This window comes from Xanthomonas indica (assembly GCF_040529045.1).
Classification (GTDB): domain Bacteria; phylum Pseudomonadota; class Gammaproteobacteria; order Xanthomonadales; family Xanthomonadaceae; genus Xanthomonas_A; species Xanthomonas_A indica.
Genome location: NZ_CP131914.1, coordinates 35,859 through 59,568 on the forward strand (window position 1 = coordinate 35,859; position 23,710 = coordinate 59,568).

At 70.5% G+C, this 23,710-nt stretch carries 22 protein-coding genes; 4 read left to right on the top strand and 18 right to left on the bottom strand.

What is annotated here, in order from left to right; genetic code table 11:
• Positions 1-47: 47 nt before the first annotated feature.
• From Q7W82_RS00145 to Q7W82_RS00170, 6 genes are all read right to left on the bottom strand, one after another.
• Positions 48-2,417 carry a DUF3772 domain-containing protein gene (locus tag Q7W82_RS00145; protein ID WP_242159961.1) on the bottom strand — a complete coding sequence of 790 codons (2,370 nt, stop codon included), beginning with the start codon at positions 2,415-2,417 and terminating at the stop codon, positions 48-50.
• 303 nt (positions 2,418-2,720) lie between these two features.
• Positions 2,721-3,743 carry an NAD(P)H-quinone oxidoreductase gene (locus Q7W82_RS00150; protein WP_242159960.1) on the bottom strand — a complete coding sequence of 341 codons (1,023 nt, stop codon included), beginning with the start codon at positions 3,741-3,743 and terminating at the stop codon, positions 2,721-2,723.
• 217 nt (positions 3,744-3,960) lie between these two features.
• Positions 3,961-5,280, bottom strand: coding sequence for a histidine-type phosphatase (locus tag Q7W82_RS00155; RefSeq protein ID WP_242159959.1), 1,320 nt, complete (start codon positions 5,278-5,280; stop codon positions 3,961-3,963).
• Between the two features lie 8 nt (positions 5,281-5,288).
• Positions 5,289-7,790: a TonB-dependent receptor gene (locus tag Q7W82_RS00160; RefSeq protein ID WP_242159958.1), complete on the bottom strand. Its 2,502-nt coding sequence runs from the start codon at positions 7,788-7,790 to the stop codon at positions 5,289-5,291.
• Between the two features lie 114 nt (positions 7,791-7,904).
• Positions 7,905-8,987 carry a FecR domain-containing protein gene (locus Q7W82_RS00165; protein ID WP_242159957.1) on the bottom strand — a complete coding sequence of 361 codons (1,083 nt, stop codon included), beginning with the start codon at positions 8,985-8,987 and terminating at the stop codon, positions 7,905-7,907.
• Complete coding sequence (locus Q7W82_RS00170) at positions 8,980-9,495, bottom strand: sigma-70 family RNA polymerase sigma factor (RefSeq protein ID WP_242159956.1); 516 nt, start codon at positions 9,493-9,495, stop codon at positions 8,980-8,982. Before Q7W82_RS00170 ends, Q7W82_RS00165 begins: the two co-directional genes overlap by 8 nt.
• 331 nt (positions 9,496-9,826) lie before the next feature.
• On the opposite strand from Q7W82_RS00170, the gene Q7W82_RS00175 reads away from it, so the two are divergent.
• The gene (locus Q7W82_RS00175; protein ID WP_242159955.1) at positions 9,827-10,897 is read left to right on the top strand and encodes a pirin family protein; all 1,071 of its coding nucleotides are present in this window, start codon (positions 9,827-9,829) and stop codon (positions 10,895-10,897) included.
• Between the two features lie 338 nt (positions 10,898-11,235).
• Here the strand turns inward: Q7W82_RS00175 and Q7W82_RS00180 are convergent, their stop codons facing one another.
• The 5 genes from Q7W82_RS00180 to Q7W82_RS00200 all read right to left on the bottom strand — a co-directional run bounded on the left by Q7W82_RS00180 (position 11,236) and on the right by Q7W82_RS00200 (position 14,562).
• The gene (locus tag Q7W82_RS00180; protein ID WP_242159954.1) at positions 11,236-11,838 is read right to left on the bottom strand and encodes a hypothetical protein; all 603 of its coding nucleotides are present in this window, start codon (positions 11,836-11,838) and stop codon (positions 11,236-11,238) included.
• Between the two features lie 220 nt (positions 11,839-12,058).
• Positions 12,059-12,274: a hypothetical protein gene (locus Q7W82_RS00185; protein WP_242159953.1), complete on the bottom strand. Its 216-nt coding sequence runs from the start codon at positions 12,272-12,274 to the stop codon at positions 12,059-12,061.
• Positions 12,275-12,277: 3 nt separating this feature from the next.
• Entirely contained in the window at positions 12,278-12,838 is a 561-nt protein-coding gene (locus tag Q7W82_RS00190) for a TlpA disulfide reductase family protein (protein WP_242159952.1), read from the bottom strand.
• Positions 12,839-13,220: 382 nt separating this feature from the next.
• A complete protein-coding gene (locus Q7W82_RS00195) occupies positions 13,221-13,652 on the bottom strand; it encodes a hypothetical protein (RefSeq protein WP_242159951.1) in 432 nt (143 codons plus the stop codon).
• A gap of 157 nt (positions 13,653-13,809) precedes the next feature.
• Positions 13,810-14,562: an IclR family transcriptional regulator gene (locus Q7W82_RS00200; RefSeq protein WP_019796754.1), complete on the bottom strand. Its 753-nt coding sequence runs from the start codon at positions 14,560-14,562 to the stop codon at positions 13,810-13,812.
• A 212-nt stretch (positions 14,563-14,774) separates the two neighbouring features.
• Between Q7W82_RS00200 and fucP the strand changes: the two genes are divergently transcribed.
• Complete coding sequence (gene fucP / locus Q7W82_RS00205; protein ID WP_242159950.1) at positions 14,775-16,082, top strand: L-fucose:H+ symporter permease; 1,308 nt, start codon at positions 14,775-14,777, stop codon at positions 16,080-16,082.
• A 3-nt stretch (positions 16,083-16,085) separates the two neighbouring features.
• Positions 16,086-16,460 (top strand): L-rhamnose mutarotase, encoded by a 375-nt coding sequence (locus Q7W82_RS00210; protein ID WP_242159949.1) that lies wholly within the window; start codon positions 16,086-16,088, stop codon positions 16,458-16,460.
• A gap of 196 nt (positions 16,461-16,656) precedes the next feature.
• Here the strand turns inward: Q7W82_RS00210 and Q7W82_RS00215 are convergent, their stop codons facing one another.
• The 7 genes from Q7W82_RS00215 to Q7W82_RS00245 all read right to left on the bottom strand — a co-directional run bounded on the left by Q7W82_RS00215 (position 16,657) and on the right by Q7W82_RS00245 (position 23,237).
• Positions 16,657-17,976 carry an L-fuconate dehydratase gene (locus Q7W82_RS00215; RefSeq protein ID WP_242161236.1) on the bottom strand — a complete coding sequence of 440 codons (1,320 nt, stop codon included), beginning with the start codon at positions 17,974-17,976 and terminating at the stop codon, positions 16,657-16,659.
• 101 nt (positions 17,977-18,077) lie between these two features.
• On the bottom strand, positions 18,078-18,935 hold the full coding sequence (locus Q7W82_RS00220; RefSeq protein ID WP_242161235.1) for a fumarylacetoacetate hydrolase family protein: 858 nt from the start codon (positions 18,933-18,935) through the stop codon (positions 18,078-18,080).
• 33 nt (positions 18,936-18,968) lie between these two features.
• Positions 18,969-19,715 carry an SDR family oxidoreductase gene (locus Q7W82_RS00225; protein ID WP_242161234.1) on the bottom strand — a complete coding sequence of 249 codons (747 nt, stop codon included), beginning with the start codon at positions 19,713-19,715 and terminating at the stop codon, positions 18,969-18,971.
• A 31-nt stretch (positions 19,716-19,746) separates the two neighbouring features.
• The gene (locus Q7W82_RS00230; RefSeq protein ID WP_242161233.1) at positions 19,747-20,631 is read right to left on the bottom strand and encodes an amidohydrolase family protein; all 885 of its coding nucleotides are present in this window, start codon (positions 20,629-20,631) and stop codon (positions 19,747-19,749) included.
• Positions 20,628-21,662 (bottom strand): aldo/keto reductase, encoded by a 1,035-nt coding sequence (locus Q7W82_RS00235; protein WP_242161232.1) that lies wholly within the window; start codon positions 21,660-21,662, stop codon positions 20,628-20,630. The genes Q7W82_RS00230 and Q7W82_RS00235 overlap by 4 nt, the downstream gene beginning before the upstream one ends.
• Positions 21,663-22,074: 412 nt before the next feature.
• On the bottom strand, positions 22,075-22,533 hold the full coding sequence (locus Q7W82_RS00240; RefSeq protein WP_242161231.1) for a hypothetical protein: 459 nt from the start codon (positions 22,531-22,533) through the stop codon (positions 22,075-22,077).
• Complete coding sequence (locus Q7W82_RS00245; RefSeq protein WP_242161230.1) at positions 22,530-23,237, bottom strand: HAD hydrolase-like protein; 708 nt, start codon at positions 23,235-23,237, stop codon at positions 22,530-22,532. Before Q7W82_RS00245 ends, Q7W82_RS00240 begins: the two co-directional genes overlap by 4 nt.
• 166 nt (positions 23,238-23,403) lie before the next feature.
• On the opposite strand from Q7W82_RS00245, the gene Q7W82_RS00250 reads away from it, so the two are divergent.
• Entirely contained in the window at positions 23,404-23,622 is a 219-nt protein-coding gene (locus tag Q7W82_RS00250; RefSeq protein WP_242161229.1) for a hypothetical protein, read from the top strand.
• Positions 23,623-23,710 lie beyond the last annotated feature (88 nt).

The following is a 23,710-nucleotide window of genomic DNA, read 5'->3' on the forward strand; positions in this document are numbered from 1 at the left end:
CCTGCTTTACGCTTCACCAATCCCCAATCCCGAATCCCCAATCCCAGCTACTCACGCACCAGCTTCACTTCCTGCGGCGACTCCAGCACGATGCCCTCCTCGGCCAGGCGCTGCAGCAGGGCGAAGAACAGGTCGCTGCGGGTGCCGTAGGTGAGCCGCGGCGAGGCCACGTAGGCGAAGCTGTTGAGGGTGACGTGGCCGCTGGCGATGGAGTCGATGAACACCGAGGGCGCCGGGTCGTCCAGCACGCCCGGGTGCGCCGCGTACAGCTCCAGCAGCAGGGCGCGCAGCTTGGTCACGTCGGTGCCCAGCGACACCGCGAACTGGATCTGCACCCGCCCCAGCGGCCCGGCCAGGGTCATGTTGCGCAGGGTCTTGGTAATCAGTTCGGAGTTGGGGACGATCAGGGTGGAGCGGTCGCCGACCTGGATCTCGGTGGCGCGCACGCTGATCCGGCGCACATCGCCCTCCTGGTCGCCGATCTTGATCCAGTCGCCGATCTTGACCGGACGCTCGGCGAGCAGGATCAGGCCGGACACGAAGTTCTGGGTGATCGACTGCAGGCCGAAACCGATGCCGACCGACAGCGCGCTGACCACCAGCGCGATCCGCTCCAGGCCGATGCCCAGTGCGGCCAGCGCCCACAACGCCGCCAGGATGATGCCGACATAGCGCGCCACCGTGCTGATCGAGTTGCGCGAGCCGTCGTCCAGTTCGGTCTTGGGCAGATAGGTCTGGGTCAGCCAGCGATGCAGGTACTGCATGACGCCCAGGCCGAGCAGCAGCACCAGCACCGCGCGCGCAATCGCCCCCGGGTAAAGCACCACCTTGTCGCTGACGCGGATGCCGTCGGACAGCAGCGAAAACCAGTCCGAGACGATCGAGACGTTGGTGCCGAACGGCATCAGCAGCGCGCCGACGCCGATCAGCAGCAGCAGCACCCGCAGCAGCGCCGAAGTCAGCACGCCGGCTTGCTCCAGGCTGCTCGAACGCACCCCGAAGGCGCCGTTGGCGGCGCGGCCGATGCGGCCTTCGCTGGCGAACAGCCACAGCGCGAAGTCGTCGGCGAAGGTCATCAGCAGGCGCACCGCGCCGACGATCATGGTGATCCAGATGATCTGCCGGGTGATGAACAGGCCCAGGTGCAGGTAGCCCAGCAGCGCCGCCAGCAGCGCCACCACCACCGCCACCTTGACCAGCACCCCGATCAACGCCAGCACCCCGCCGTGCTGGCCGGGCGGCGGCGGCTGGTCGTTGGCCAGCGCCTGCGCCGCGGCCTCGGCGTACTGCCGCCGGCGCAGCCGCGACAGGCTGGTCAGCGTCGCCAGGATCAGCACGCCGTAGACCAGCGCGATCACCCCGTCGGCGGCGACGGTGGCCGAATCGCTGGTGCGCGCGGCCTGGTTGACCACCAGCAGCATGCTGCTGAGCCAGGCCAGCGCCGCGGTGGCCCAGGTGTACTTGCGCAGGCGCCGCGCGGTGGCGTCGTCGATCGGGAACAGCCGCCAGCTCGGCTGGTTCGGCAGCAGCACGCTGGCGCCGAGCGAACCCATGAAGGCCGCGGCGAAGCTGACCCACACGAAGCCATTGAGCACCGTCTCCAGGCGCTCGGGCACCGCATCGATGCTGCGCAGGGCCTCGGCCAGCGCCACCGCGGCCAGGCCCGGGGTCAGCGTGCCCAGCAGCAGGAACCAGATCGCCAGACCGGAGCGGCGCAGGCGGCTGCCCGGCGCGCGCGACACCGCATAGCGCTTGCCCAGCCAGCGCAGCAGGTAGCGCAGCGGGAACAGCAGGATCAGCGCGATGGCGATGCCGAACCCGAGCGCGCCGCGGCCATGCTCGGCGATCGCGCCCTGCAGCGCCTGCTGGCCCAGCGCATACAGCGCCAGCAACTTGGCCTGGTCGTCGGGGAAATCGGCGGCGATCTGCTTCCACAGCGCCGGCGACAGCGGCGAGGGCGAGCGCAGCGACAGCTCCTGACTGAAATGCTCGGCGCGCGCGCGTTCGATGTCGTCGGCCAGCTGCCGCGCCTCCACCACCATCAGCTTGCCGCGCTTGACCCCCGAATCCAGCGCGTCGCGCTGCTTGGTCAGCGCCTTGCGCTGCGCGGCGATGTCGGGCGAGTCGCCGGTGGCAGCCGGGCCGAGTTGCTGCAGGCGCGCATTGACCTGCGCCAGCTGCTGCGAGAGCGCATCGGCGGCGGTCTGCGCATCGTTGGCGGCATCGGAGACCTGCGCCACCAGGTCCTGGAAGGCGGTCTGGTTGCCCGCGTCCACTTCCTGGCCGCGCGCGTCCTTCAGCGACTTGGCGGCGTTGTCCAGCAGGGTCTGCGGGTCCGGCGGCGCGTCGTCGGCGTCCTGCGGCTGGGCGGAGGCCACGGCCGCGCACAGCCACAACAGCAGCAGGACGCAACGCAACAGGGACGACGAGGACGCGGAACGGGGCAGCAGGCGCACGCAGGGACCGGCACGGGCAAGCGCGGACCACCGCGCGTGCGGCGCACTATACGGCGCGGCGCTTGAACCGGGCCAGCGGTGACGAGGGGGCGTGTGTGGCGAGGGGAGCGGAACACCTGCGCGCGGTGGCATCGAGAGCTCCCCATCACGAGCGGGATCGAGGGGAGGAGCGGCTTCAGCCGCGACGGGCGTTCCCGGTAAAGCCCGTCGCGGCTGAAGCCGCTCCTACGACAGCGCGCGGCTAGCCGCGACCGATGCCCGCATTCACTGCGCTGCTGTCGTCAGCACGATCTTGCCGATGTGCGCGCTGGATTCCATCAGCGCATGCGCCTGCGCCGCCTCCTGCAGCGGGAAGCAGCGGTCCACCTGCGGCTTGATGCGACCCTCGGCCAGCAACGGCCACACCCGCTCCTCCAGTTCGCGTGCGATCGCCGCCTTCTCCATCACCGAGCGCGGACGCAGGGTCGAGCCGGTGTGGGTCAGGCGCTTGGCCAGCAGCGGCATCAGGTCCAGTTCGTGCACCTTGCCCTGCTGGATGCCGATCTGCACGATGCGTCCGTCCAGCGCCGCGGCCTGGTAGTTGCGCGCCAGATAGTCGCCGCCAATCAGGTCCACGATCACGTCGGCGCCGCGGCCCTCGGTCAGGCGCATCGTCTCGGCGACGAAGTCTTCCTCGCGGTAGAGGATGGCCGCCTCCGCGCCCAGCGCCAGGCTGGCCGCGCGCTTGTCGGCCGACCCCACGGTGCTGATCACCCGCGCGCCGAAGGCCCGCCCGAGCAAGGTGGCGACGCTGCCGATGCCGGAGGTGCCGCCGTGCACCAGCAGGGTCTCGCCGGACTGCAGGCGGCCGCGCTGGAACACGTTGGTCCACACGGTGAAGAAGGTTTCCGGCACCGCCGCGGCCTCGGTCAGGCTCAGCGCCGCCGGCACCGGCAAGGCGTTGCGTTCGTGCACCACCGCGTACTCGGCATAGCCGCCGCCGGCGACCAGCGCGCAGACCTGGTAGCCCAGGCGGTAGCGCTCCACGCCTTCGCCCAGGCCGACCACCTCGCCGGCGAACTCCAGCCCTGGCAGCGGCGAGGCGCCCGGCGGCGGCGGATAGCTGCCCTGGCGCTGCATCACGTCGGGCCGGTTGACGCCGGCCGCGGCCACCCGCACCAGCAGTTCGCCGCGCCCTGGATGCGGCAGCGGCACGCGCACCGGCACCAGCACCTCGGGCGCACCGGGCTGGCGGATCTCGATCGCGGTCATGGTGTCGGGCAGCGCGGCGGCGTGGGTCGGGGACATGGCGGGGGTCCTGGCAAAGAGCGCGGCGCACGCAGGCGCAGGCGCGTGGGGGAACCGCGATGATCGACCTTCCGCGCGGAGGGGGCCGTGATGGCGAGCGGCATTTACCCCGGCCCGTGACACGCGTCGGAGCGGCTTCAGCCGCGACAGGCATGACTCAGGAACGCCCAGTCGCGGCTGAAGCCGCTCCTACGGTGCCGCCAAGCACAGGCGCCGCCTAATCGCTCACCGGTGCCGCCTGCGCCGGCCATGGCTTCATTGCCGGCACATCGGCCTCGACCCGCTGCGGATCCAGCCGCGCCTGCAGTGCCTGCAACGCCATCGCCAGCGGGCAGCGCAGTCGGCCGCCGCAGCCGGGCAGCGGCCAGCGCCGCTCGCGCAGGCCGTGGCCGTCGAAGCGGTTGGCGCGCAGCGCCGGCAGGGTCGGCACCACGCTGCGCAGTTGCAGGAAATCCTGGCCGTCCTGCCGCACCAGCTCCAGCAGCAGCGCGCCGCCGGGCGGATACGCGTCCGGCTGCCCGGGCACCAGCGGATCGATGCCGAACAGGCCGGCCAGGTGCGCCAGGTTGGTGTCGTGGCCGAGCAGCACCAGCGCGCGCGTGTCCGCCGGCGCCAGCGGTGCCACCGCCGGCGGTTGCCCGGCCGCGGCCTGCAGCGTCGCCAGCAGGTGCGCGAGCAGGTTGGAGCCGGCGGCGCGCGCCGCCGGCAGCGCCCGCTTGCTGTAGCCGAAGGAGGCGTTGTGCAGGCCGATCAGCCGCTGCAGCGCCGCGGCATCGGCGCGCCCCCAGGCCACCTGCGGCAACGGCAGGCCTTGCGCATACTCCAGCATCAGGTTCTCGGCCAGGCTGCCGGCGGTCTTCAATGCCTTGGCCGCCTGTGCCGGCTCCTGCAGCCGCTGTGGATCGTCCAGACGCGGCGCGTCCGGCGCAGCGCAGGCCGAGGTCGCGCAGCCGGACAGCACCCGCTGCAGCGCGCGCAGGCGGGTGCGGGTGGCCGCGTCCAGGTGCAGCGGCGCCGCGGGCGCAGCGTCGTCCTTGTCCTCGTCCTTGCCGAAATGGAACAGCGGATTATTCTGCGCCGTCGGCAACGCCAGGTACTGCGCCTGACATCCCGGCAGCAGTCCCTCGGTGAACGCCGCCGCGCTGTCGTGGTTGCGCGGCGTGCTGTCGGCGATCACCACCACGCCGGACCTGGCGCAATCGGGCGCCAGCGCTGCCGTGCCCAGCCAGCGCTGCCGATAGCGCGCACCCAGCGCCTGCATGCCGGCCGCCCCGTGCGCAGTGAGCTGGCCGGGCGCCACCGGCCATTGCGGCCACGGCTGCGCGGCGTACTTGGCCAACTCCTGTGGCGATTGCGTCGGCGCGCGCACGCCGTGGCGCATCACCACGATCGTCAGGCGCACCTCCGCTGCGCTCGGTGCGGCGGGCGCGGGGGCCTGCTTGGACGATGCGGCCACCGGCCACGCGGCGCTGGCGACCCACAGCAGCGCGGCCAGACGCCATCCGCTGCGCACGCGTGCAAACTGGGAAAAGGACATGGCCGGCCTCAGAACTTCAGCGACAGGTCGAGGAACACGCCGCGCCCGGCCAGGCCGAAGTACAGCGGCTGGTTGTCGGAGGAGCGGGTGCCGGCGTAGCCGATCAACGCATGCCGGTTCAGCAGGTTGTTGACGTCCATGCTGATCGAGTAGCCCTTCAGGCCGTAGGGCCCGTGCGTGCTGCGGTAGCCCAGCGCCGCGTCCAGGCTGGCGTAGCCGCCCAGACGCTGGTCGTTGCCGAACACGGTGGCGCCGCTGGCCGCGGTGCTGTTGTCCACGCCGTACTGCGCGCCCACCACCTTCTCCATCAGCGAACCGAAGTAGCCGGTGCCGCTGTTGTACAGCAGCCCCAGCGCCGCGGTCACCCGCGGCGTGCCGGCGACCTGGGTGCTGCTGTGCTTGTAGGTGGCGTCGTTGTAGCTGGCGTTGGCGTACAGACTCAGCACCGGCGTCAGCGCGTAGGTGGCCTCGGCCTCGGCGCCGCGATACACCGCGCCGCCGCCGTTGACGTAGGCGTTCTCGGTGCCGCTGTCGGTATTGATCAGGGTCTGGCTGATGTAGTTGCTGAAGTCGATGTAGTAGACGTCGGCGCCGAAGGTCAGGCCGCGCGCGGCGTAGCTGGTGCCGAGCTGGTAGTTGCTGGTCAGTTCCGGGCGCAGGCCGCGCGCGCCGTTGAGTTCGATCACGTCGATCGGCGGTGCCAGGAAGCCGCGCGCAGCCTGCACGTAGCCGCTCCAGTGCTCGTTGAAGGCCTGGTGCAGGCTCAGCGATGGCAGCGTGGCGTCGTAGCTGGCCGTGCTGTGCGCCGGCGCCGGCGGCGTGCTCTTGTTGAGCTCGGCATCGAGCTGGCGCTGCACCCGCGCGTAGCGCAGGCCCGGGCTGAGGGTCAGGCTGTCGCTGAGCTTCCAGTCGTACTGCAGATACGGCTGCAGCGTGTCGGTGCGGTCGTGCAGCTTGTAGTTGTACAGCGAGCCGTACTTGGTGCCGCTGGCCGCGCCGGTGCTCATGTCCACCGGCAACTGCTGACGCTCGTCCAGGTTGCGCTCCACCCACACGCCGGTCTGCAACTGGCCCGGTCCCAGGTCGCGCGCCAGCCGCAGCACGTCGCCGAAGGCGCGGAAATCGTTGTCCGACAGCTTGCCCGGCACGTCCTTGGCGGCCTTGGACAGCTTCTTGCCGGTCGCGCCATAGAAGGTCACGCCGTTGTCGGCAGCGCTCTCGCTGGTGGGGATGCTGGTCTTGGAAGCGGTGTGGTCGAAGCTGTTGTAGTAGACCTTGTTGTCCAGGTCCCAGTCGCCCAGGCGCGTGCTCAGGCCCAGGTAGGTGAAGCTGGAGTAGTAGGCGGCGGCGTTGTAGCCGGTGTAGTTCTGCAGGGTCGGATCGTCGCCCAGGCCGTAGCGCCAGCCGTGCTGCGCGATCTGCGCGCGGGTGGCGCCCTGCACGGTGTTCTGGTGCTCCTGGTTGTAGCTGCTGACGAAGGTCAGCGTGGTCGCCTCGCCCAGGTCGCTGACGGTCTTGAGGAAGGCGTGCTCGCGGCGGTCGTCGGTGCCGTTGAGGTAGGTGTCGCTGGCCTCCTTGGACAGGTCGGCGAACAGGCGCGTGTTGCCGATGTGCTCGTCGGCGCTGACACCACCGGCCCAGGTGTTCCAGCTGCCGCCGGTGCCGTAGACGGTGACGCCGTCCACCTCGCTGGGGTTGCGCGTGCGCAGCGCCAGGGTACCGCCGAAGGTGGCGTTGCCGATGGTGGCGCCACCGCCGGGGCCGCGGTCGATCTCGGCCTGGCCGAGCACGTGGTTGTTGAAGTAGGCCGAGGTGGTGTGGTGCAGATCGCTGGCATCGCCGAACGGGATACCGTCGAAGGTGATGTTGAACTGGCCGTCCTGGAAGCCGCGGATGCTGATGCCTTCGTTCTTGCCCAGGCCCGGGCCTTCCGGCGAGGTGGTGACCACGCTGGGCGCGTACTTGATGATGTCGTCGTAGTTGGAATTCAGGCGCAGGCCGTCGCGGATGAAGCGTTCGTCGATCACCGAGGTCGGCTGGCTCGCCTCCAGCGGCGCGGCGCTGGGCGCCAGCGTGTCGACGCTGTTGGCGGTGACGTTGATCGGCGCCAGTTCGCGCGGGCCGTCGTGCTCGCCGTCGGCCTCGGCGCGCGCCGGGGCGGCGCTGCGCGGCGCACGCGGCGCGGCGGCCGGGGCAGCGGCGACGCTGCTGCGCACGATGGCGACCGAGCCCGGGGTCAGCATGCGGTAGTCCAGGCCGGTGCCGGCGAGCAGCGCATGCAACTGCTGCGGCGGCGCCAGGCCGGCCGGGGCACCGCTGCTGCGCAGGCCCGCGGCCAGCGCCGGGTCGTACATCAGTTGCAGGCCGCTGCTGCGCGCGAACTGGTCCAGCGCCTGCGCCAGCGGCATGGGCGCGATGGCCGCCGCCGTGGCGGCGGGTGCCGACCAGGCCGGCAGCGAGGACGCACTGCCGAGCAGCAGGGCGATGGAGACGACGAGAGGCTTGCGCATGACGATCACACCGGAGGGGAGGAAGGGCGGCCGCACGCGTTTTGCGCGGCGGCCATGCGTCCTAGGAGTGCCCCGGCGCGCCGTGCGGCTACCGTCGATTGCGTGAATTTTTTCTTACAGCGGCGCCGGTGCGCGGCGGAGAGTCACCGCCTGCGCATCGCGCTGCACCTGCACGCCGGGCAGGCTGCCGACATAGGCGACGAAGGCCTCCGGATCGCGCAGGTGGAACACGCCGCTGACCCGCTGCGCCGCCAGCGCCGGGTCGGCGATGCGCAGCGGCCGCGTGGTGTAGGCGTTGAACAGCCGCGCCACCTCGCCGAGGCTGCGATCCTGTACGCCGACCTGCGCCGGCAGCCAGGCAGTGGCGTCGGCGATGTCGGCATGGTCGCGCAGCGCCAGCACACGGCCCTGCGCATCCACCCGTGCCTGCTGGCCGCCGCCCAGGTCCGCCAGCGTCGTCCCCTCCGACGGCAGGTCGCCGCGGCGCCACCATGCCGGCGTGTCGCGCGACACCTGCACCCGCCCCTGCAGCACGGTGACCCGCGCCCCGCCGGCCTGCGGGTCGACCCCGAACACGGTGCCGACGTCGCGCAGCACCAGGGTACCGACGCTGACCCGCAGCGGCCGTGCCGGATCGTGGCCAAGATCGAACACCGCCTTGCCGCGCAGCAGGGCGATATCGCGGCGCTGCGTGCCGTAGCGCACCGCGATCGCGCCGCCGCGCTGCAGTTGCACCACGCTGCCGTCGTCCAGCGCGATGCTGCGCGGCGCGTCCGCCGGCGCTGCGTAGACCGTTGCCGGCACTGGCGTCGGCGCGCTCAGGCGCAGCGCCGTGCCGGCGACGGCCAGCGCCAGCACGGCCGCCGCCGCCAACGGCCAGCGCCTGCGTCGTGGCACGACACGACGCGGGTTGAACGCCACCGCCGGTGTGTCCACGTCCGGGCGCAACGGCACCACCACCGCCCCGCTGCGCAAGGCATGCGCGCGCAGTTGCGCACTGCTGGCCTGCTGCGCCTGGGCCGCGGACGGCAGGTCGCCGTGCATGCGCGCGATGTCGAGATAGGCGGCCACGTGTGCCGGCGACTGCCGCAGCCAGCCCAGGAACTCGGCCTGCCGCGCCGGCGGCAGCGTGGTCTCGCGCTGCGCCAGGTACCAGTCCGCGGCGGCTTCGGCGCTGCGTCGTGACTCCTCACGCATAGCGCGCCATGCCCTGCCGGCACACCGCCAGGCCCTTGATGATGTATTTCTTGACCATGTGGCTGGAGATCTGCAATTGCTCGGCGATCTCCTGGTAGCCCAGCTCGTCGCGGTAGCGCAGCACCATCGCCGCACGGCACTTCGGCGGCAGCCGCGCCATCAGTTCGGCCAGGCGCTGCCGGCGCTGCGCGCGGTGCACCTGCGCATCGGCCTCGCAGGGCACCGCGAGCCGGTCCAGCACGTCGTCCAGGCAGGTATCGCGCTGGCTGTTGCGCTGGTGCAGCAGCGCGTGCTCGCGCATCAGGTTGGCGGCGATGGTGAACAGGTAGGCTTCGGGATTGGCGATCTCCGGCGCATGCGCCTCGCTGCGCTGCAGCCGCAGCCACACTTCCTGCAGCAGGTCGTCGGTATCCCAGGCCGCGGCGCGGCGCTTGCGGAAATAGCGGCTCAGCGACGGCCGCCATTGCAGGAACAGCCGCGACAGGGCCGGCAAGGGTTCGGGACGCACCAGGCGCTCGCAGGATCGGAAAAGCCTGCGATGCTGGCCGCGGCAGATGACAGTCCAATGACGCACGGGTCCTGCGGGCGCAGCTGCGCGGTTGCGCCCCGGCAAGCATTCAGCGCACGCCGCTACCTGCCGGGTTCGCGCGATCGGCGCATGCAACGCGGCCGGCCACCGCGCCTGCGCCATCGCCATGGACGCGGCGGCGGCGCAGCCCAGCGTTTCCCGAGCGGGACAGGATGTCCTTCGGGCCGGCCTTCCGTTCCATCGGCACCGCCCCATATCGTGAAGGTTGCCGCGTCCAACCTCGGGCGGCGCTCGCACGAAGGATCTCTCCATGACCGACCCCATCGTCCAGATCAAGCCGCTCGGCTTCCCTTGGGACACGATCGACCCGTTCCTGTTCTGCGTCTACCACGACGATGCCTACCCCGCCGGCAACGGCGCGATGGGGCCGGCGGCGCCGCTGCACGGCCGCGCCATCGGCCAGGACTTCAGCCGCAAGGACGGCTGGAGCATGTATCACGGCGAGGAGATTCCCGGTTTTCCCGGCCATCCGCACCGCGGCTTCGAGACCGTGACCATCGTGCGCAAGGGCCTGATCGACCATGCCGACTCGCTCGGTGCGGCGGCGCGCTTCGGTGCCGGCGACGTGCAATGGGTGACGGCCGGCGCGGGCATCGTCCATTCGGAGATGTTCCCGCTGCTGGACACGGCCGCGCCCAACCCGCTGGAACTGTTCCAGATCTGGCTGAACCTGCCGGCGCGCAACAAGCTGGCCGCGCCGCACTTCACCATGTTCTGGTCGGAAGACCTGCCGCGCTTCACGGCCACCGACGATGCTGGCCGCACCACCGAGGTGGCCTGCGTGGCCGGCCGCATCGGTCCGATCGACGCCGCGCCCGGCAGCGCCGGCGGCCCGCTCGCGCCGCCACCGGATTCGTGGGCTGCGCAGGACGATGCCGATGTGGCCATCTGGACGATCCGCATGGCACCCGGCGCACGCTGGACCCTGCCCGCCGCGCAAGGCCGCGGCACGCGCCGCAGCCTGTACTTCTTCAAGGGCGCGGCGGTGACGGTGGGTGGGCGCCCGGTGACCCGACACGCGGCGATCGAGTTGCGCGCCGATCAGGCGGTCGAGTTGGTCAATGGCGACGGAGGGGTGAGCGAGTTCCTGGTGCTGCAAGGCCGACCGATCGCCGAACCGGTGGCCCAACACGGTCCGTTCGTGATGAACACCCAGGCCGAGATCGCCCAGGCCATGGCCGACTATCGCCGCACCCAGTTCGGCGGCTGGCCATGGCAGGACGAGGCGCCGGTGCACGGCAGCGACCCGACCCGCTTCGCGCGACATCCGGATGGGCGTGAAGAGCAGCCGGCACGGCAAGCGGTCGCCGCCAACGGCTAGGGCGTGTCACCGATTGCCGAGGATGCCGCGTTGGGCGTGGCAGGCGCATGCAATCGCAGCGCTGCATGCTCCGGGACGAATGGCACGCCCTAGCGGCTCTTGCTTCTCCCTCGTCGGAAGCATGGCCCGCATTTTCGGGGGCGGTGCCCCGCAGGGGCGGATGAGGAGACTGGCGCAGCTTCGGGCGCCCCAACTCTGAAAGTCGCTTCGTGCCGTACCCTCACCGCAACCCCCGCTGCGCGCCCCGGCCCGCGCTTGCGGCGCGGGCGCTCCAGGGTGCGCGCGCCAGTGGCGCGCAGGCCGCACCCTGTCGCCCCAACGGGAGAGGGGCTATGTGCTCAGTAGCGTGCCGAGGCCAGCGCCTGTGCGCGCTCCAGTTGCTCGGCGATGCGCTTGCGCGCCTGCTGCAGTTCCTGGCGCGTGGCGTCTTCCTTGGCGGCCGGCACCAGTTCGGCATCGATCACCGACAGCGCATCGGAGTACTGCCGCACCACCGCCGCCGCGTAGGCGTTCATGTAGGCGGAGTTGTCCTTCTCATCTCCCAGCGCCTGCAACTGCGCGCGGCCCTTGGCCACCTGCGCAGCAATCTTCTCCGCATCGCCAGGTCCCCCCTTGCCGGCGGTGGCCGGGTCGGCATCGTGGTGCACGGCGATGGTCTCGCGGGCGAAGTCGGCCACGGTCTTGCTGACATCGCGCGACAGCGCCTGCTTCGACAGCGCCACCACGTTGCCCTCCAGCACCTGCAGCATCGCCTTGGCCGAGGCGTCGCCACCGATCGGCGCACGCCCGCTTTCGCCGCCGACCGGCGCGGCGGTGGGTTCCGGCGAGGTGGCCGGTGCGGTACGCGAGGCCTGGTCGCCGGGCTTGCCGCAGCCGCTCAACGCGACGGCGGTCAGCGCCGCGAGCAGGGACAGGCGGGCGGGATGAAAGGGTGAGGTCATGGAACGCTCCTGGTTGGTCTGCGTCCCACCATGCCCAGCCGCCGCGCAAACCTGCGTGAATCGTTGGCGGCGGACCGGGTTGGATCCAGGCTCCCGTGAACGCGTGCGCGGTACCTGCATCGCCAAAGCGCGGCGCGTAGGCGCGTGCGGGCCGGCCATCATTGCGCCCATTGCGCTACATCCCCGGAGCCGGCCTGGCGCGACCGGCCCCGGGCGCAACTCAGCCGCAGCAGTAGCAGATCAGCGGCTGTCCGGGGCCACCCGGTCCCAGCTCGCCGCCGAACGGCGCGCATTCCTGCTGGCAGGCCCAGGCGCTGCAGGCCGCCTCCTTCTCGATGCCGTCACCGGCGATCGCCTGCACCGCGCCGAAGCCCATGCTGGCCAGGAACACGGCCGCGAGCATCCCGTTGCGTAACGCTGTCCAACGCTGTTTCATGGCTTACTCCTCGATGGTTGCCAAGGCCGGCGGCACTTCCGTGCTGCGCACTGCGGCCATCAGATCCTGCATCCGCTCCGTGGTATCGAAAACGCCGACGCGCGCATAGCGCACGCGTCCCTGACGGTCCAGCGCCAGTAGCGTCGGCACGTTGCGCGCGCGGAACAGCATCAGCGTGCGGCGATCGGTCAGCGTGGTCACCGGAAACGTGAAGCCGTGCTCGGCGGCATAACGCTGCGCCTGCGCGGGACTGCAGTGGCATACGCCCAGTACCTGCACGCCGGGCTGCTGCGCGGCCAGGCGCTGCGCCGCCTGCACCACATGCGGTGCCGAGCGCTTGCAGTACGGGCAGGTGGTGGTGAAGAAGAACAGCACCTGGCGCTCGGCCGTCGGCTCACCGAGCGTCAGCGACGCGCCGTCCAGGCTGGTGGCGGCGATACGCGGCACGTACATGCCCAGATACGGCTCGGTGGTGCGGGTGACGAACCAACGCCGTTCCTCGCGCAGGCTGCGGTTCTGCCAGGCCAGCACCAGCACCAACGCACAGGCCACAAACAGCGCCAACCAACTCCAGGGAAACCGCCGTGCCATGCCGTGCACCCGTGTCACCGTAGTCCCTGCAGGCTGCGCAGCTGTGGCGCGATGGTCAACGCTTTGCGCGCAGGTGCAGCGAATGGGTGATCAAGCTGGGGAGCGAGTCACGTGCCCCATGGGTGCGCATTCCAGCGGTGCGCTGCACGCAGCGCGGCGCAACGCGTGTGCAGCGTCGCCGTGCGCGGAATGCCGCCTCACGACGCGACAACGCCGCCTTCACTGCATGCGGCGCGCGGTCGCGAAGTCGCTCGCTTGCAGGAACGGAATCAGGCAACGAAGCGTCGACGCACGCATGACTTGGTGCATCGGCATCGCATTGGTATTCGACCCATCGGGCGGTTTGTCACAACGCTCAGGATGCGTCTGGCTCACCGAACGCACGCAGGCATGCCTTGCGATCGAACTGCAGCGCGGCGCGCATGCGCTGCTCGGTGAGTGGGCGTACGACCCAGTTCACCTCCAGTTCGCTGCCGCGCGACACCACGGTGGGAATCGCCAGGAACCAGCGTGCGCCGGGGCCGCGGCAGTACCAGAACGCATCGCCTTGATTGACGACCGGGCTATCCGGCAAGAGCGACAACTGCTGCGTCGTGCGGATGAACTGTTGCGCCTTCTTCAGCACCTGCAGATACACACCGCGCACAGCGATGCCGTCGCTGGTGAAGGACAGGTGGCGAAACGAGGCCATCAGCAGGGCGTCCATGCGGCGCTTGTTGTGTCGATGGAGACCTACCGCCAGCAGCGCCACGATCGCGGCGAACAGATAGAACACCGCGTTCGCCATCACTTGCCCTCAGTCACCCGACCACCACGCGCGATGCGCAGCGACACAGGCATGCGCTGGTCTCGCTGGCCGTAGTCCGCATGCGACACAGGACGCGACCGCACTTCCTGCAGGGAGGCATCCGCCACGGCACACCGGCAAATGGCGGCCATGGCACCTACGCCAACGCCGCACTGATCTGCGCCGCGGCGTCGCACACCGCGCGCATCGCCGCCTGCGCGTCGATCGGTTGCGGGCGGCGTTCGATGAAGGGCACGGTGAGGGTGTAGCGGGCGATGCCGTGCTGCAGGATCGGTGCGGTCAGGTCGATCACCCCGACCACCGCCTCGCTGGGATGGATGCTGTAGCCCAACGCGCGCACCTCCTGCGCCGCGGCCAGGAACGCGGCGCGGTCGTACGCGACCTCGCTGGCGTCCAGGCGCTGCAGCAACTGCGCCTGCGCGTCGGCCGGCTGGAACGCGAACAGCACCAGGCCGGAGGTGGAGTGCGCGAAGGGACGGCGGTGGCCGGGACGCACCACCAGCCCCAGGTCGCTGGGCACGTCCATCTGCGCGATGACCACGATCTGGTCGTCCGACGGTGCCACCAGGTGGCAGGGCTGACGGATCGCGTCGGCCAGCGCGCGCATCACCGGCAGCGCCACTTCGGTGACGTTCTGCACGCGCGGCTGCTGCATGCCGAGCATGAACAGGCGATTGGTCAGCGTGTAGCCGCCCTCGCCCGCGGCCCGGGTCAGGTAACCGCGCTCTTCCAGCACCTGCAGCATGCGGAAGATCTCGCCGCGCGAGCGGCCGATGCCCTGCGAAATCTCGCCCATGGTCATCGGCCGCCCGTCCCGCGCCAGCAGCTCCAGGATGTCCAGCCCCTTGTCCAGGGCGGGCGCGCGGTACTTGGGCAAAGGGGTGGTCATTCCGTCGAGGACCCGGCAGCAGGTGAAGAGGGCTAGGGTACAGGGACGCCGCACCGGGTCGCACCGCTGGCGACGTGCGCTGCGTGAATTAACGCAGGCGGCACCATGCAAATATGAACTCAAATTTTATATTTGCATGGCACTCGCCGGCGCAGTACGCTCCGCCGACAATCCGAACGCGACGCGGCACACCTTGGGAGGGGTAGGCGGCAATGCACTACAGCAGCGAACGCGCCACGCCGGCGCCCGCCAGTCTCACCCGGACCGCGCTCGCGCCGCTGGTCCTGATCGTCAGCCTGTTCTTTCTCTGGGGCATGGCGAACAACCTCAACGACATCCTGATCAAGCAGTTCAAGAAGGCCTTCGAACTGACCGACCTGCAGGCCGGCCTGGTGCAGAGCGCGTTCTACCTGGGCTACTTCGTGTGCGCGATCCCGGCGGCGATGTTCATGCGCCGCTACAGCTACAAGGCCGCGGTGGTGCTGGGCCTGCTGCTGTACGCAGTCGGCGCGTTCCTGTTCTACCCGGCCGCGCAGGTGCACACCTATTGGCTGTTCCTGCTGGCGCTGTTCGTCATCGCCAGCGGCCTGGCGTTCCTGGAGACCACCGCCAACCCGCTGGTCACCGTGCTCGGCCCCGCCGAAGGCGCGGCGCGGCGGCTGAACCTGGCGCAGGCGTTCAATCCGCTGGGCTCGATCACCGGCATCCTGGTCGGCCAGCACTTCATCCTGTCCGGCGTGGAACACACCCCGCAGGAACTGGCGGCGATGGCGCCGGCCGCGCGCGAGGCCTTCTTCGCCACCGAATCGCTGGCGGTGCAGACCCCGTACCTGATCATCGGCGCGGTGGTGCTGCTGTGGGCGCTGCTGATCGGGCTGACCCGCTTCCCGACCACCCGCGCCGGTGGCGACAGCGCCGGCGCCGGCGGCTTCGGCCAGTTGCGGCGCAACCGTCGTTTCATGTTCGCGGTGATCGCGCAGTTCTTCTACGTCGGCGCGCAGGTCGGCATCTGGAGCTACCTGATCCGCTACCTGCAGGACGGCGTGCCCGGCACCCCGGAGAAGACCGCCGCCGATTTCCTTACCGTCTCGCTGGTGCTGTTCATGGCCGGTCGCTTCATCGGCACGGCGCTGCTGCGCTTCCTGGCGCCGGCACGGCTGCTGGGCGTGTTCGCCCTGCTCAACCTGCTGCTGTGCGCGGTCGCGGTGGCGTTGCCGGGCTGGATCGGCCTGTACGCGCTGGTCGCCAGCAGCCTGTTCATGTCGGTGATGTTCCCGACCATCTTCGCCCTGGGCCTGGACGGACTGGACGACGACGCGCGCAAGCTGGGCGCCTCGCTGATCGTGATGGCGATCATCGGCGGCGCCGCGCTGACCGCGGTGATGGGCGCGGTGTCCGACCATGCCGGCATCCATTGGGCGATCGTGGTGCCGGCGCTGGGCTTCGCGGTGATCCTCGGCTTCGCGCTGCAAGCTTCGCGCCGCAGCGCGACGCCCCTCCCCTCTGCCCGCGGGGCCTGAGCCATGCCGCGCCATTGCTATCTGCTGGACTTGCACGACGACCCGGCGCTGATCGCCGAGTACGAGCGCTGGCACCGTCCCGACACGGTGTGGCCGGAGATCGTCGCCTCGCTGCACGCGGCCGGCATCCGCGAGCTGGACATCCACCGCTGTGGCGACCGCCTGGTGATGCTGATGGAGGTGGACGAGGACTACTCGCCCGCGGCCAAGGCCGCCGCCGACGCCGCGGATCCGCGGGTGCAGGCGTGGGAGGAGTTGATGTGGCGCTTCCAGAAGCCCTTGCCCGGCTCGGCGCCCGGCGAGAAATGGCGCGAGGCGCTGCAGATCTTTTCGCTGCAGGCGGCGCTGGCGGAGCAGGAGCGCAAGCGCGCGGGTTGAAGCGTTGTGGGAGGGACTTCAGTCCCGACTGCTGCTGCGGCCGGTCAGCTGATCGGCTTCGCTCGTCGCGGCTGAAGCCGCTCCTACGCAAAGCGATCCGGAGCCACCGTCGCTGTCGTAGGCGCGGCTTCAGCCGCGACCGGTTCGCTGCGGCTTGGTGCGCTTCCATCGATGGAAGCGCACCAAGCCGCTGGCATCAACCGCCCTGCGCCGCCAGGTCCGCACTCCAGAACGGGCCATCCGGATACAGGAACTGGGTGACCGAGGCGGCATGCATCTCGGCCGAGAAGCCCGGCGCCGTCGGCGCCAGATAGCGGCCGTGCACGATCCGCACCGGATCGACGAAGTGCTGGTGCAGGTGGTCGACGAACTCGATCGCGCGATCTTCCATCTTGCCGGTGATGGCGACGAAATCGGCCATCGCCAGGTGCTGCACCAGTTCGCACAGGCCCACGCCGCCGGCATGCGGGAACACGCGCACGCCGAACTTGGCCGCCAGCAACAGGATCGCCAGGTTCTCGTTGACGCCGCCCACGCGTGCGGAGTCGATCTGGATCAGGTCCACCGCGCCGGCCTGCAGCAACTGCTTGAACACCACCCGGTTCTGGGTGTGCTCGCCCGTGGACACCGGCACCGGGGCGATGCCGCGACGGATCGCGGCGTGGCCGAGCACGTCGTCGGGGCTGGTCGGCTCCTCGATCCAGGCGATGTCGAATTCGGCGAGCTGGCGCATCCAGGCGATCGCCGGGCCCACGTCCCAACGCTGGTTGGCGTCCACCGCCATGGCGATGTCCGGACCGATCGCCGCGCGCGCCAGGCGGCAGCGGCGGATGTCGTCCTCCACGTTGGCGCCGACCTTGAGCTTGATCGTGCGGAAGCCGTCGGCCACCGCTTCCTTGGCCAGGCGCACCAGCTTCTCGTCGGAATAGCCGAGCCAGCCCGGCGAGGTGGTATAGGCCGGATAGCCCTGTTCGAGCAGGGTCTGGATGCGTTCGGCGCGCAGCGGTTCGGCCTCGCGCAACATGGCCAGCGCTTCGTCCGGGGTCAGCGCGTCGCTGAGGTAGCGGAAGTCGATCGCGGCCACCAGTTGCTCCGGCGAAAGCTCGGCGATGAAGCGCCACAGCGGCTTGCCGGCGCGGCGCGCGGCCATGTCCCAGGCGGCGTTGACCACGGCGCCGATGGCCATGTGCATCACGCCCTTCTCCGGGCCCAGCCAGCGCAGCTGCGAGTCGTCGGTGAGGCTGCGCGCGAAACCGCCGAGGTCGCCGATCACCGTCTCCACGTCGCGGCCGACCACGTGGTGCGCCAATGCCGCCACCGCCGCGCTCTGCACGTCGTTGCCGCGGCCGATGGTGAAGGTCAGGCCGTAGCCGGCGAGGCCGTCATCGGCGTCGGTGCGCAGGCGCAGATAGGCGGCCGAATAATCCGGATCCGGATTCATCGCATCGGAACCGTCCAGTTCGCGCGAGGTGGGGAAACGAACGTCGAAGGTCTCGAGCGCGACGATTTTGCTCATGGGGATCCTGGTGGGTGAAGCGGTGAGAAGAACAGTCAAAAACAGCGCTGGAGCAGCCCCTCTCCCCCCCGGGAGAGGGGCTTTGCATCTCGCGGCGTTGCTTACTGCGTGTCGCGCGGATGCGCGACCACGGCCTGGCGCTGCTCGCCCAGGCCTTCGATGCCCAGCCGCATCACGTCGCCCGGCTTCAGGTACACCTGCGGCTTCTGCCCCAGGCCCACGCCCGGCGGCGTGCCGGTGCTGATCACGTCGCCCGGCAGCAGGGTCATGTAGCGGCTGATGTGGCTGACCAACTCGGCCACGCCGAACACCATCGTGCGGGTGCTGCCGTTCTGGTAGCGGTGGCCGTTGACCTCCAGCCACATCGACAGGTTCTGCGGATCGGGCACCTCGTCGGCGGTGACCAGCCACGGGCCGATCGGGCCGAAGCCGTCGCAACTCTTGCCCTTCACCCACTGGCCGCCGTGCTCGAGCTGGAACGCGCGCTCGGACAGGTCGTTGATCACCGCATAGCCGGCGACGTGCGCCAGCGCCTCGTCCACCGACACATCGCGCGCGGTGTCGCCGATCACCACGCCCAGCTCCACTTCCCAATCGGTCTTGAGCGAACCGCGCGGGATCGTCACCGTGTCGTTGGGGCCGCTGATCGCGCTGGTGGCCTTCATGAACAGCACCGGCATCTCCGGCACCGCCATGCCCGACTCGGCGGCGTGGTCGGCATAGTTCAAGCCAACGCAGATGAACTTGCCGACGCGGCCGACGGCGGCGCCGTAGCGCACCTCGCCGTCCACCTGCGGCAGCGTGGCCGGGTCGAGCGCGCGCAGCTTGGCCAGGCCGGCGGCGGTGAGATGCTCGCCCGCGACGTCGTCGATCACCGCCGAGAGGTCGCGCAGGTGGCCGTCGGCATCGAGCAGGGCCGGGCGTTCGTGGCCGGGTTCGCCGTAACGCAGCAGTTTCATGGGGAAATCCTCTGTCGTAGTGGGAAGGCGCGGTCAGTTCGACCAGCCGCCGTCGATGATGTGGGTCTGGCCGGTGGTGAACGAGGATTCGTCCGAGGCCAGGTACACCACCAGCTGCGCGATCTCGCGCGGGTCGCCCAGGCGGCCCATCGGCTGGCGGTCGGTGAAGCTCTTCCACACTGCCTGCTCGTCGCCGCCCAGCGCCTTGACCCGCTCGCCCAGCGACGGCGTCTTGATCGTGCCCGGGCAGATCGCGTTGCAGCGGATGCCCTTGGCCACGTAGTCGGCGGCGATGGCCTTGCTCAGGCCGATCACCGCCGCCTTGGTCACGCCATAGGCGAAGCGGTTGGGCACGCCCTTGATGCTGGACGCCACCGAGGACATGTTGACGATGCTGCCGCGGCCCTGCGCGAGCATGCCCGGCAGTACCGCCTGGCACAGGTAGTACATCGCATCGACGTTGATCGCGAACGAACGCTTCCAGGCCGATACATCGCAATCGAGGATGCTGCCCTGGTGCACGTAGCCGGCGCAATTGAACAGCACGTCGAAGGTCGGCTGCGCCGCCACCAGCGCCTGGATCGCGCCGGCGTCGGTGACGTCCAGCGTCTGCGTGACGATGCCGTCGGCCTCGGCGGCCAGCGCCTGCAGCGCGGCGGCGTCGATGTCGGTGGCCAGCACCTGCGCGCCTTCGCGCGCGCAGGCCAGTGCGCTCTCGCGGCCGATGCCGGCGCCGGCGGCGGTGATCAGGCAGCGCTTGCCTTGCAGACGGCCGCTCATGCGCGGCTCCCGGAAACGGATGCGAACGTGGTCATGGGGCGGGACTCCAGGTGGGGGAGGAGGAAACAATCGAATCGGACAGGCGATAGACGCGCCGCGCATTGCCGGCGAACACCGCCTCGGCGTCGCCAGCGGCATGCTGCGCGACCCAGGCCTGCGCCAGCGCCATCCAGGCGGCGTAGTCGGTGCGCTGGGTCAGCACCGGCCAGTCGCTGCCCCACAGCAGTCGCTGCGCGCCAAAACAGGCGAACAGCTGCGCCACGTAGGGCGCCAGCAGCGGAGTGTCGATGGCGGCATCGGCCGGAAGTTCGGTGAGCAGGCCGGACAGCTTGCACACCACATTGGGATGCTGCGCGAGCTGCGCCAGGCCATCGGCCCAGGCCCGGAAGTCGGCGCCGCCGATGGCCGGCTTGGCGGCATGATCCAGTACCACGCGCAGCTGAGGGTGACGCTGCAGCCGTGTCAGCAGCGCCGGCAGGTGCAGCGGACGCACCAGCGCGTCGAAGGCCAGATCGTGCTGCAGCAGTGCGTCGAACGCCGCATCCAGCTGCGGCCGCGCCAGCCACTGCGGATCGGCCAGGTCCTGCACCATCGGCCGCAGTCCCTTGAGCAGGCCGGCGCCGTCGGCGCACAACGCGGCGATGCGTGCGGCGACATCGGCCGCCTCGAAATCCACCCAGCCGACCACGCCGGCGATGCGCGGCTCGGTCCGCGCCAGCTGCAGCAGGTAGCGTGTTTCCGCTTCGCTTTGCGCCGCCTGCACCGCCACCAGCGCGGTCACGCCCTGCGTGTCGAGCGTCGCGGCCAGATCCTCGGGCAGGTAATCGCGGTACAGCACGCCCAGGTCCGGGGTCAGCCAGGCATAGTCGCCACGCGCCAGGCGCCAGAAATGCACATGGGCGTCGATGATGGTCACGGCGTCAGCACCGGCGCGCGCAGCAGGTCGTCGTCGCGCAGCTGTTGCCACAGCGCCGCGGGAATCGCCGCGCGCAGGCGCGCGGCGGCGCTGGCCACTTCCGCCGACGTGCGCATGCCCGCGACCACCGCGCTCACCGCCGGATGCGCAAGCGGGAACTGCAGCGCCGCCGCGCCCACGTCCACGCCGTGCGCCGCACAGGCCGCGAACAGGCGCTGCGCGTGCTGCAGCGTGGCTGCATCTACCGGTGCGTAGTTGTAGGTCTCGCCCGGCCCGCGTGCATCGCTCAGCAGGCCGGAGCTGTACGGTCCGGCGACCAGGATGCCGACCTGCCGCTGCAGCGCCTGCGCCATGATCCGCTGCGCGGCGTGCTGCTCGAGCAGGGTGTAGCGGCCGGCCAGCATCACGCAGTCGAGCGGGAACAGCGGCAGCAGTTCCACCGCCACGTCCTCCTCGTTGACGCCGATGCCGATCGCCCGGCACGCGCCCTGCGCCTTCAGCGCGGCCATCGTCGGCAAGGCCTCGTCCAGCGCCTGCCGCAGCATCGCCGGATGGCGCGCGCCGTGGGTCAGGCGGCCGATGTCGTGCAGCAGCAGCACATCGACGTGATCGGTGCCGAGCCGCTGCAGGCTGGACTCGAATGCACGCAGCACGCCGTCGCGGCTGTAGTCGAATTCGGCGCGGCGTCCGGCCACGGCGAAGCCTTCGCGCCCTGGCGTCGCCGCGGCATCGTCGTAGACGCAGCGGCCGACCTTGGTCGAGAGCGTGTAGCTGGCGCGCGGCAAGCCTCGCAGACCCTGCCCCAGGCGTTGCTCGCTCAGCCCATAGCCGTAGTACGGCGCGGTGTCGAAATGGCGGATGCCGGCGGCATAGGCGTCGGCCACTGCGGCCAGCGCCACCGCATCGTCCACCTCGGTGTATAGGTTGCCGATCGGTGCGGCGCCGAAGCCCAGCGTGGACAGGTGCACGCCGCTGGCGCCCAGCGCACGCGGCGCCAGGGTGGCGTCGGCGGCGACAGCGCTCAGCGCCATGCGCGCACATCCGGAACGACGGCCACAGCGGATCGCCCACGGACGCGCGAGGGACGGAAGTTGCTGGGGTCACGCATGGCACGCCTCTGCCCAGGGTCGGGCGCGATGAAGGAAGGCCGCAGCATGCACGCCCGGAATGGCGATGGCGCGGCGACTTTTCGCATATGAATATAGCAATCACAAGTGAACAATCAACCTGCAGCGCAGCAATTCCGCTCGGCGTCCGGCCGAGCCAGCCGGCGCATGGCGGGGCCGACCTCCGCCAGATGGCACTCGATGCGCCGCTGGGTTCCGCAGCGTCGATAGCGGTGCATGCCCCTGGCACGCCGAGGACAGTGGGATGGCGCAAGGACGCGATCGACAGGTCCCTTCGCCCCGTGCGCCTCCGACCACTCTGCTTGCGCCGACAGGCTCAGTGCGCAGCCGGCCGCGTGCCGAAGGCCAGGCGGGTCGCCTTGCGGTCGAACTGCAGCGCCACGCGCATGCGCCCCTCGGTCATCGGCCGCACGATCCAATGCACCTGCGCCTTGCCGAAGCCGGACGTCACCACCGGAATGGCCAGGAACCAGTTCGGTCCCGGCCCGACGCAGTACCAGAACGCATCGGCGGTCTGCAGCGGGGCGCCCGGCGCGATCGAATACACATGGCTGTAGCTACCCTCGATGGTCTGCTTGGATCGCTTGACCACGGTCAGGTCGCTGCCACGCAACGGCCGGTGCTCGCCCGGAAACGCCTGCTTACGAAACGAAGCCTCCAGCAGGTCCGTCACCTGGCTGCGCCCCATGCGATACAGCGCACCGATCGACAGGGCGGCGCTGCCCAAGAAGACGATCGCAATCACCGCACTGATCGCGTAGGGCAGCCACGTCATGCGTCACCGCCCACGACCGCGCAGGCGCCGCGCGCGCCTGCCTGCGCCGGACGCGACTGCGTGCAGGCACCGGTACCCAGCACCAGCGCCCCCAGCGCGTCCGGCCGCTGCAGCAACGGCAGCGGCGTGTGCGGCTGCAAGGCCGCCGGCAAGGTATAGCCCCAGGCCACGCCGGCAAACGCGATGCCGGCCTGGCGCGCGGCCTCGGCATCGCGGATCTCGTCGCCCACGCACAGCGTCCGCGCGGCGGGAACGCCGCAGGCGCGCAGGCTGGCGCGCAGCTTGCGGCGCTTGCCCAGCACCGCCGCGCCACAGCGCACGTCGCGAAACTGCGCGAGCAACGCGGGGCCGAGCACGCGCTCGACGTTGGCGTGGCTGTTGGACGTGACCAGGGCCAGCTGCACCCCGGCCTGCGCCAGCTGCATGAGCAGCTCGGCGACACCGTCGAACAAGGCGATACGCGCGATCTGCGCGCTCATCAGCGTGCGCATGCGCTGCGCCACCGCCGGCACCCGCCACCAGCGCAGGCCGCTGCGCGCCATCAGCTCGCGCGCGCTCAGGCTGCGGATCTCGTCCAGCCGCGCCACGTCGAAGCGGCGGAAGCCGAACTCGTCGGCGACGCCGTTGATGGTCGCCAGGAACCAGGAGAAGGAATCGGCCAGGGTGCCGTCGAAATCGAAGATGACCAGGTCGTAGTGGCACATGCGGCGGCAGCATGCCGGAGCGCTGGCATCCACGCCAGCGGCATGCGTGCCGATCGCGGCAGCCAGGCGCGCGGATTGGCCCGCCTTTCATCCACCGTTGCCGTGCGCTTCACCCACAACCACCGGCCCAGCGCGCACGCTGACCGCTCATCGCACGGAGACGCCCATGCACATGCAATCCCCCAATCCCGGCCAGGATCCGCAGCAGCCACCGAACGAAGTGCCGGGCCAGGTGCCGAACCCCGGTGTGGACCCGACCCCGGACCGGCCGATCGATCCGATCCCCGACCAGCCGACCGACCCGACCATCCCGCCGATCCAGGATCCGGTCGGCGGCGTGGACGCGCCAGTGCCGGGTCCGCGTGGGCCGACGCAATACGTCTGAACCATCGCCGATCAGAGAGAACCCACCGTCGTAGGAGCGGCTTCAGCCGTGACCAGGCTTTCCCAGGAACGCACGGTCGCGGTTGAAA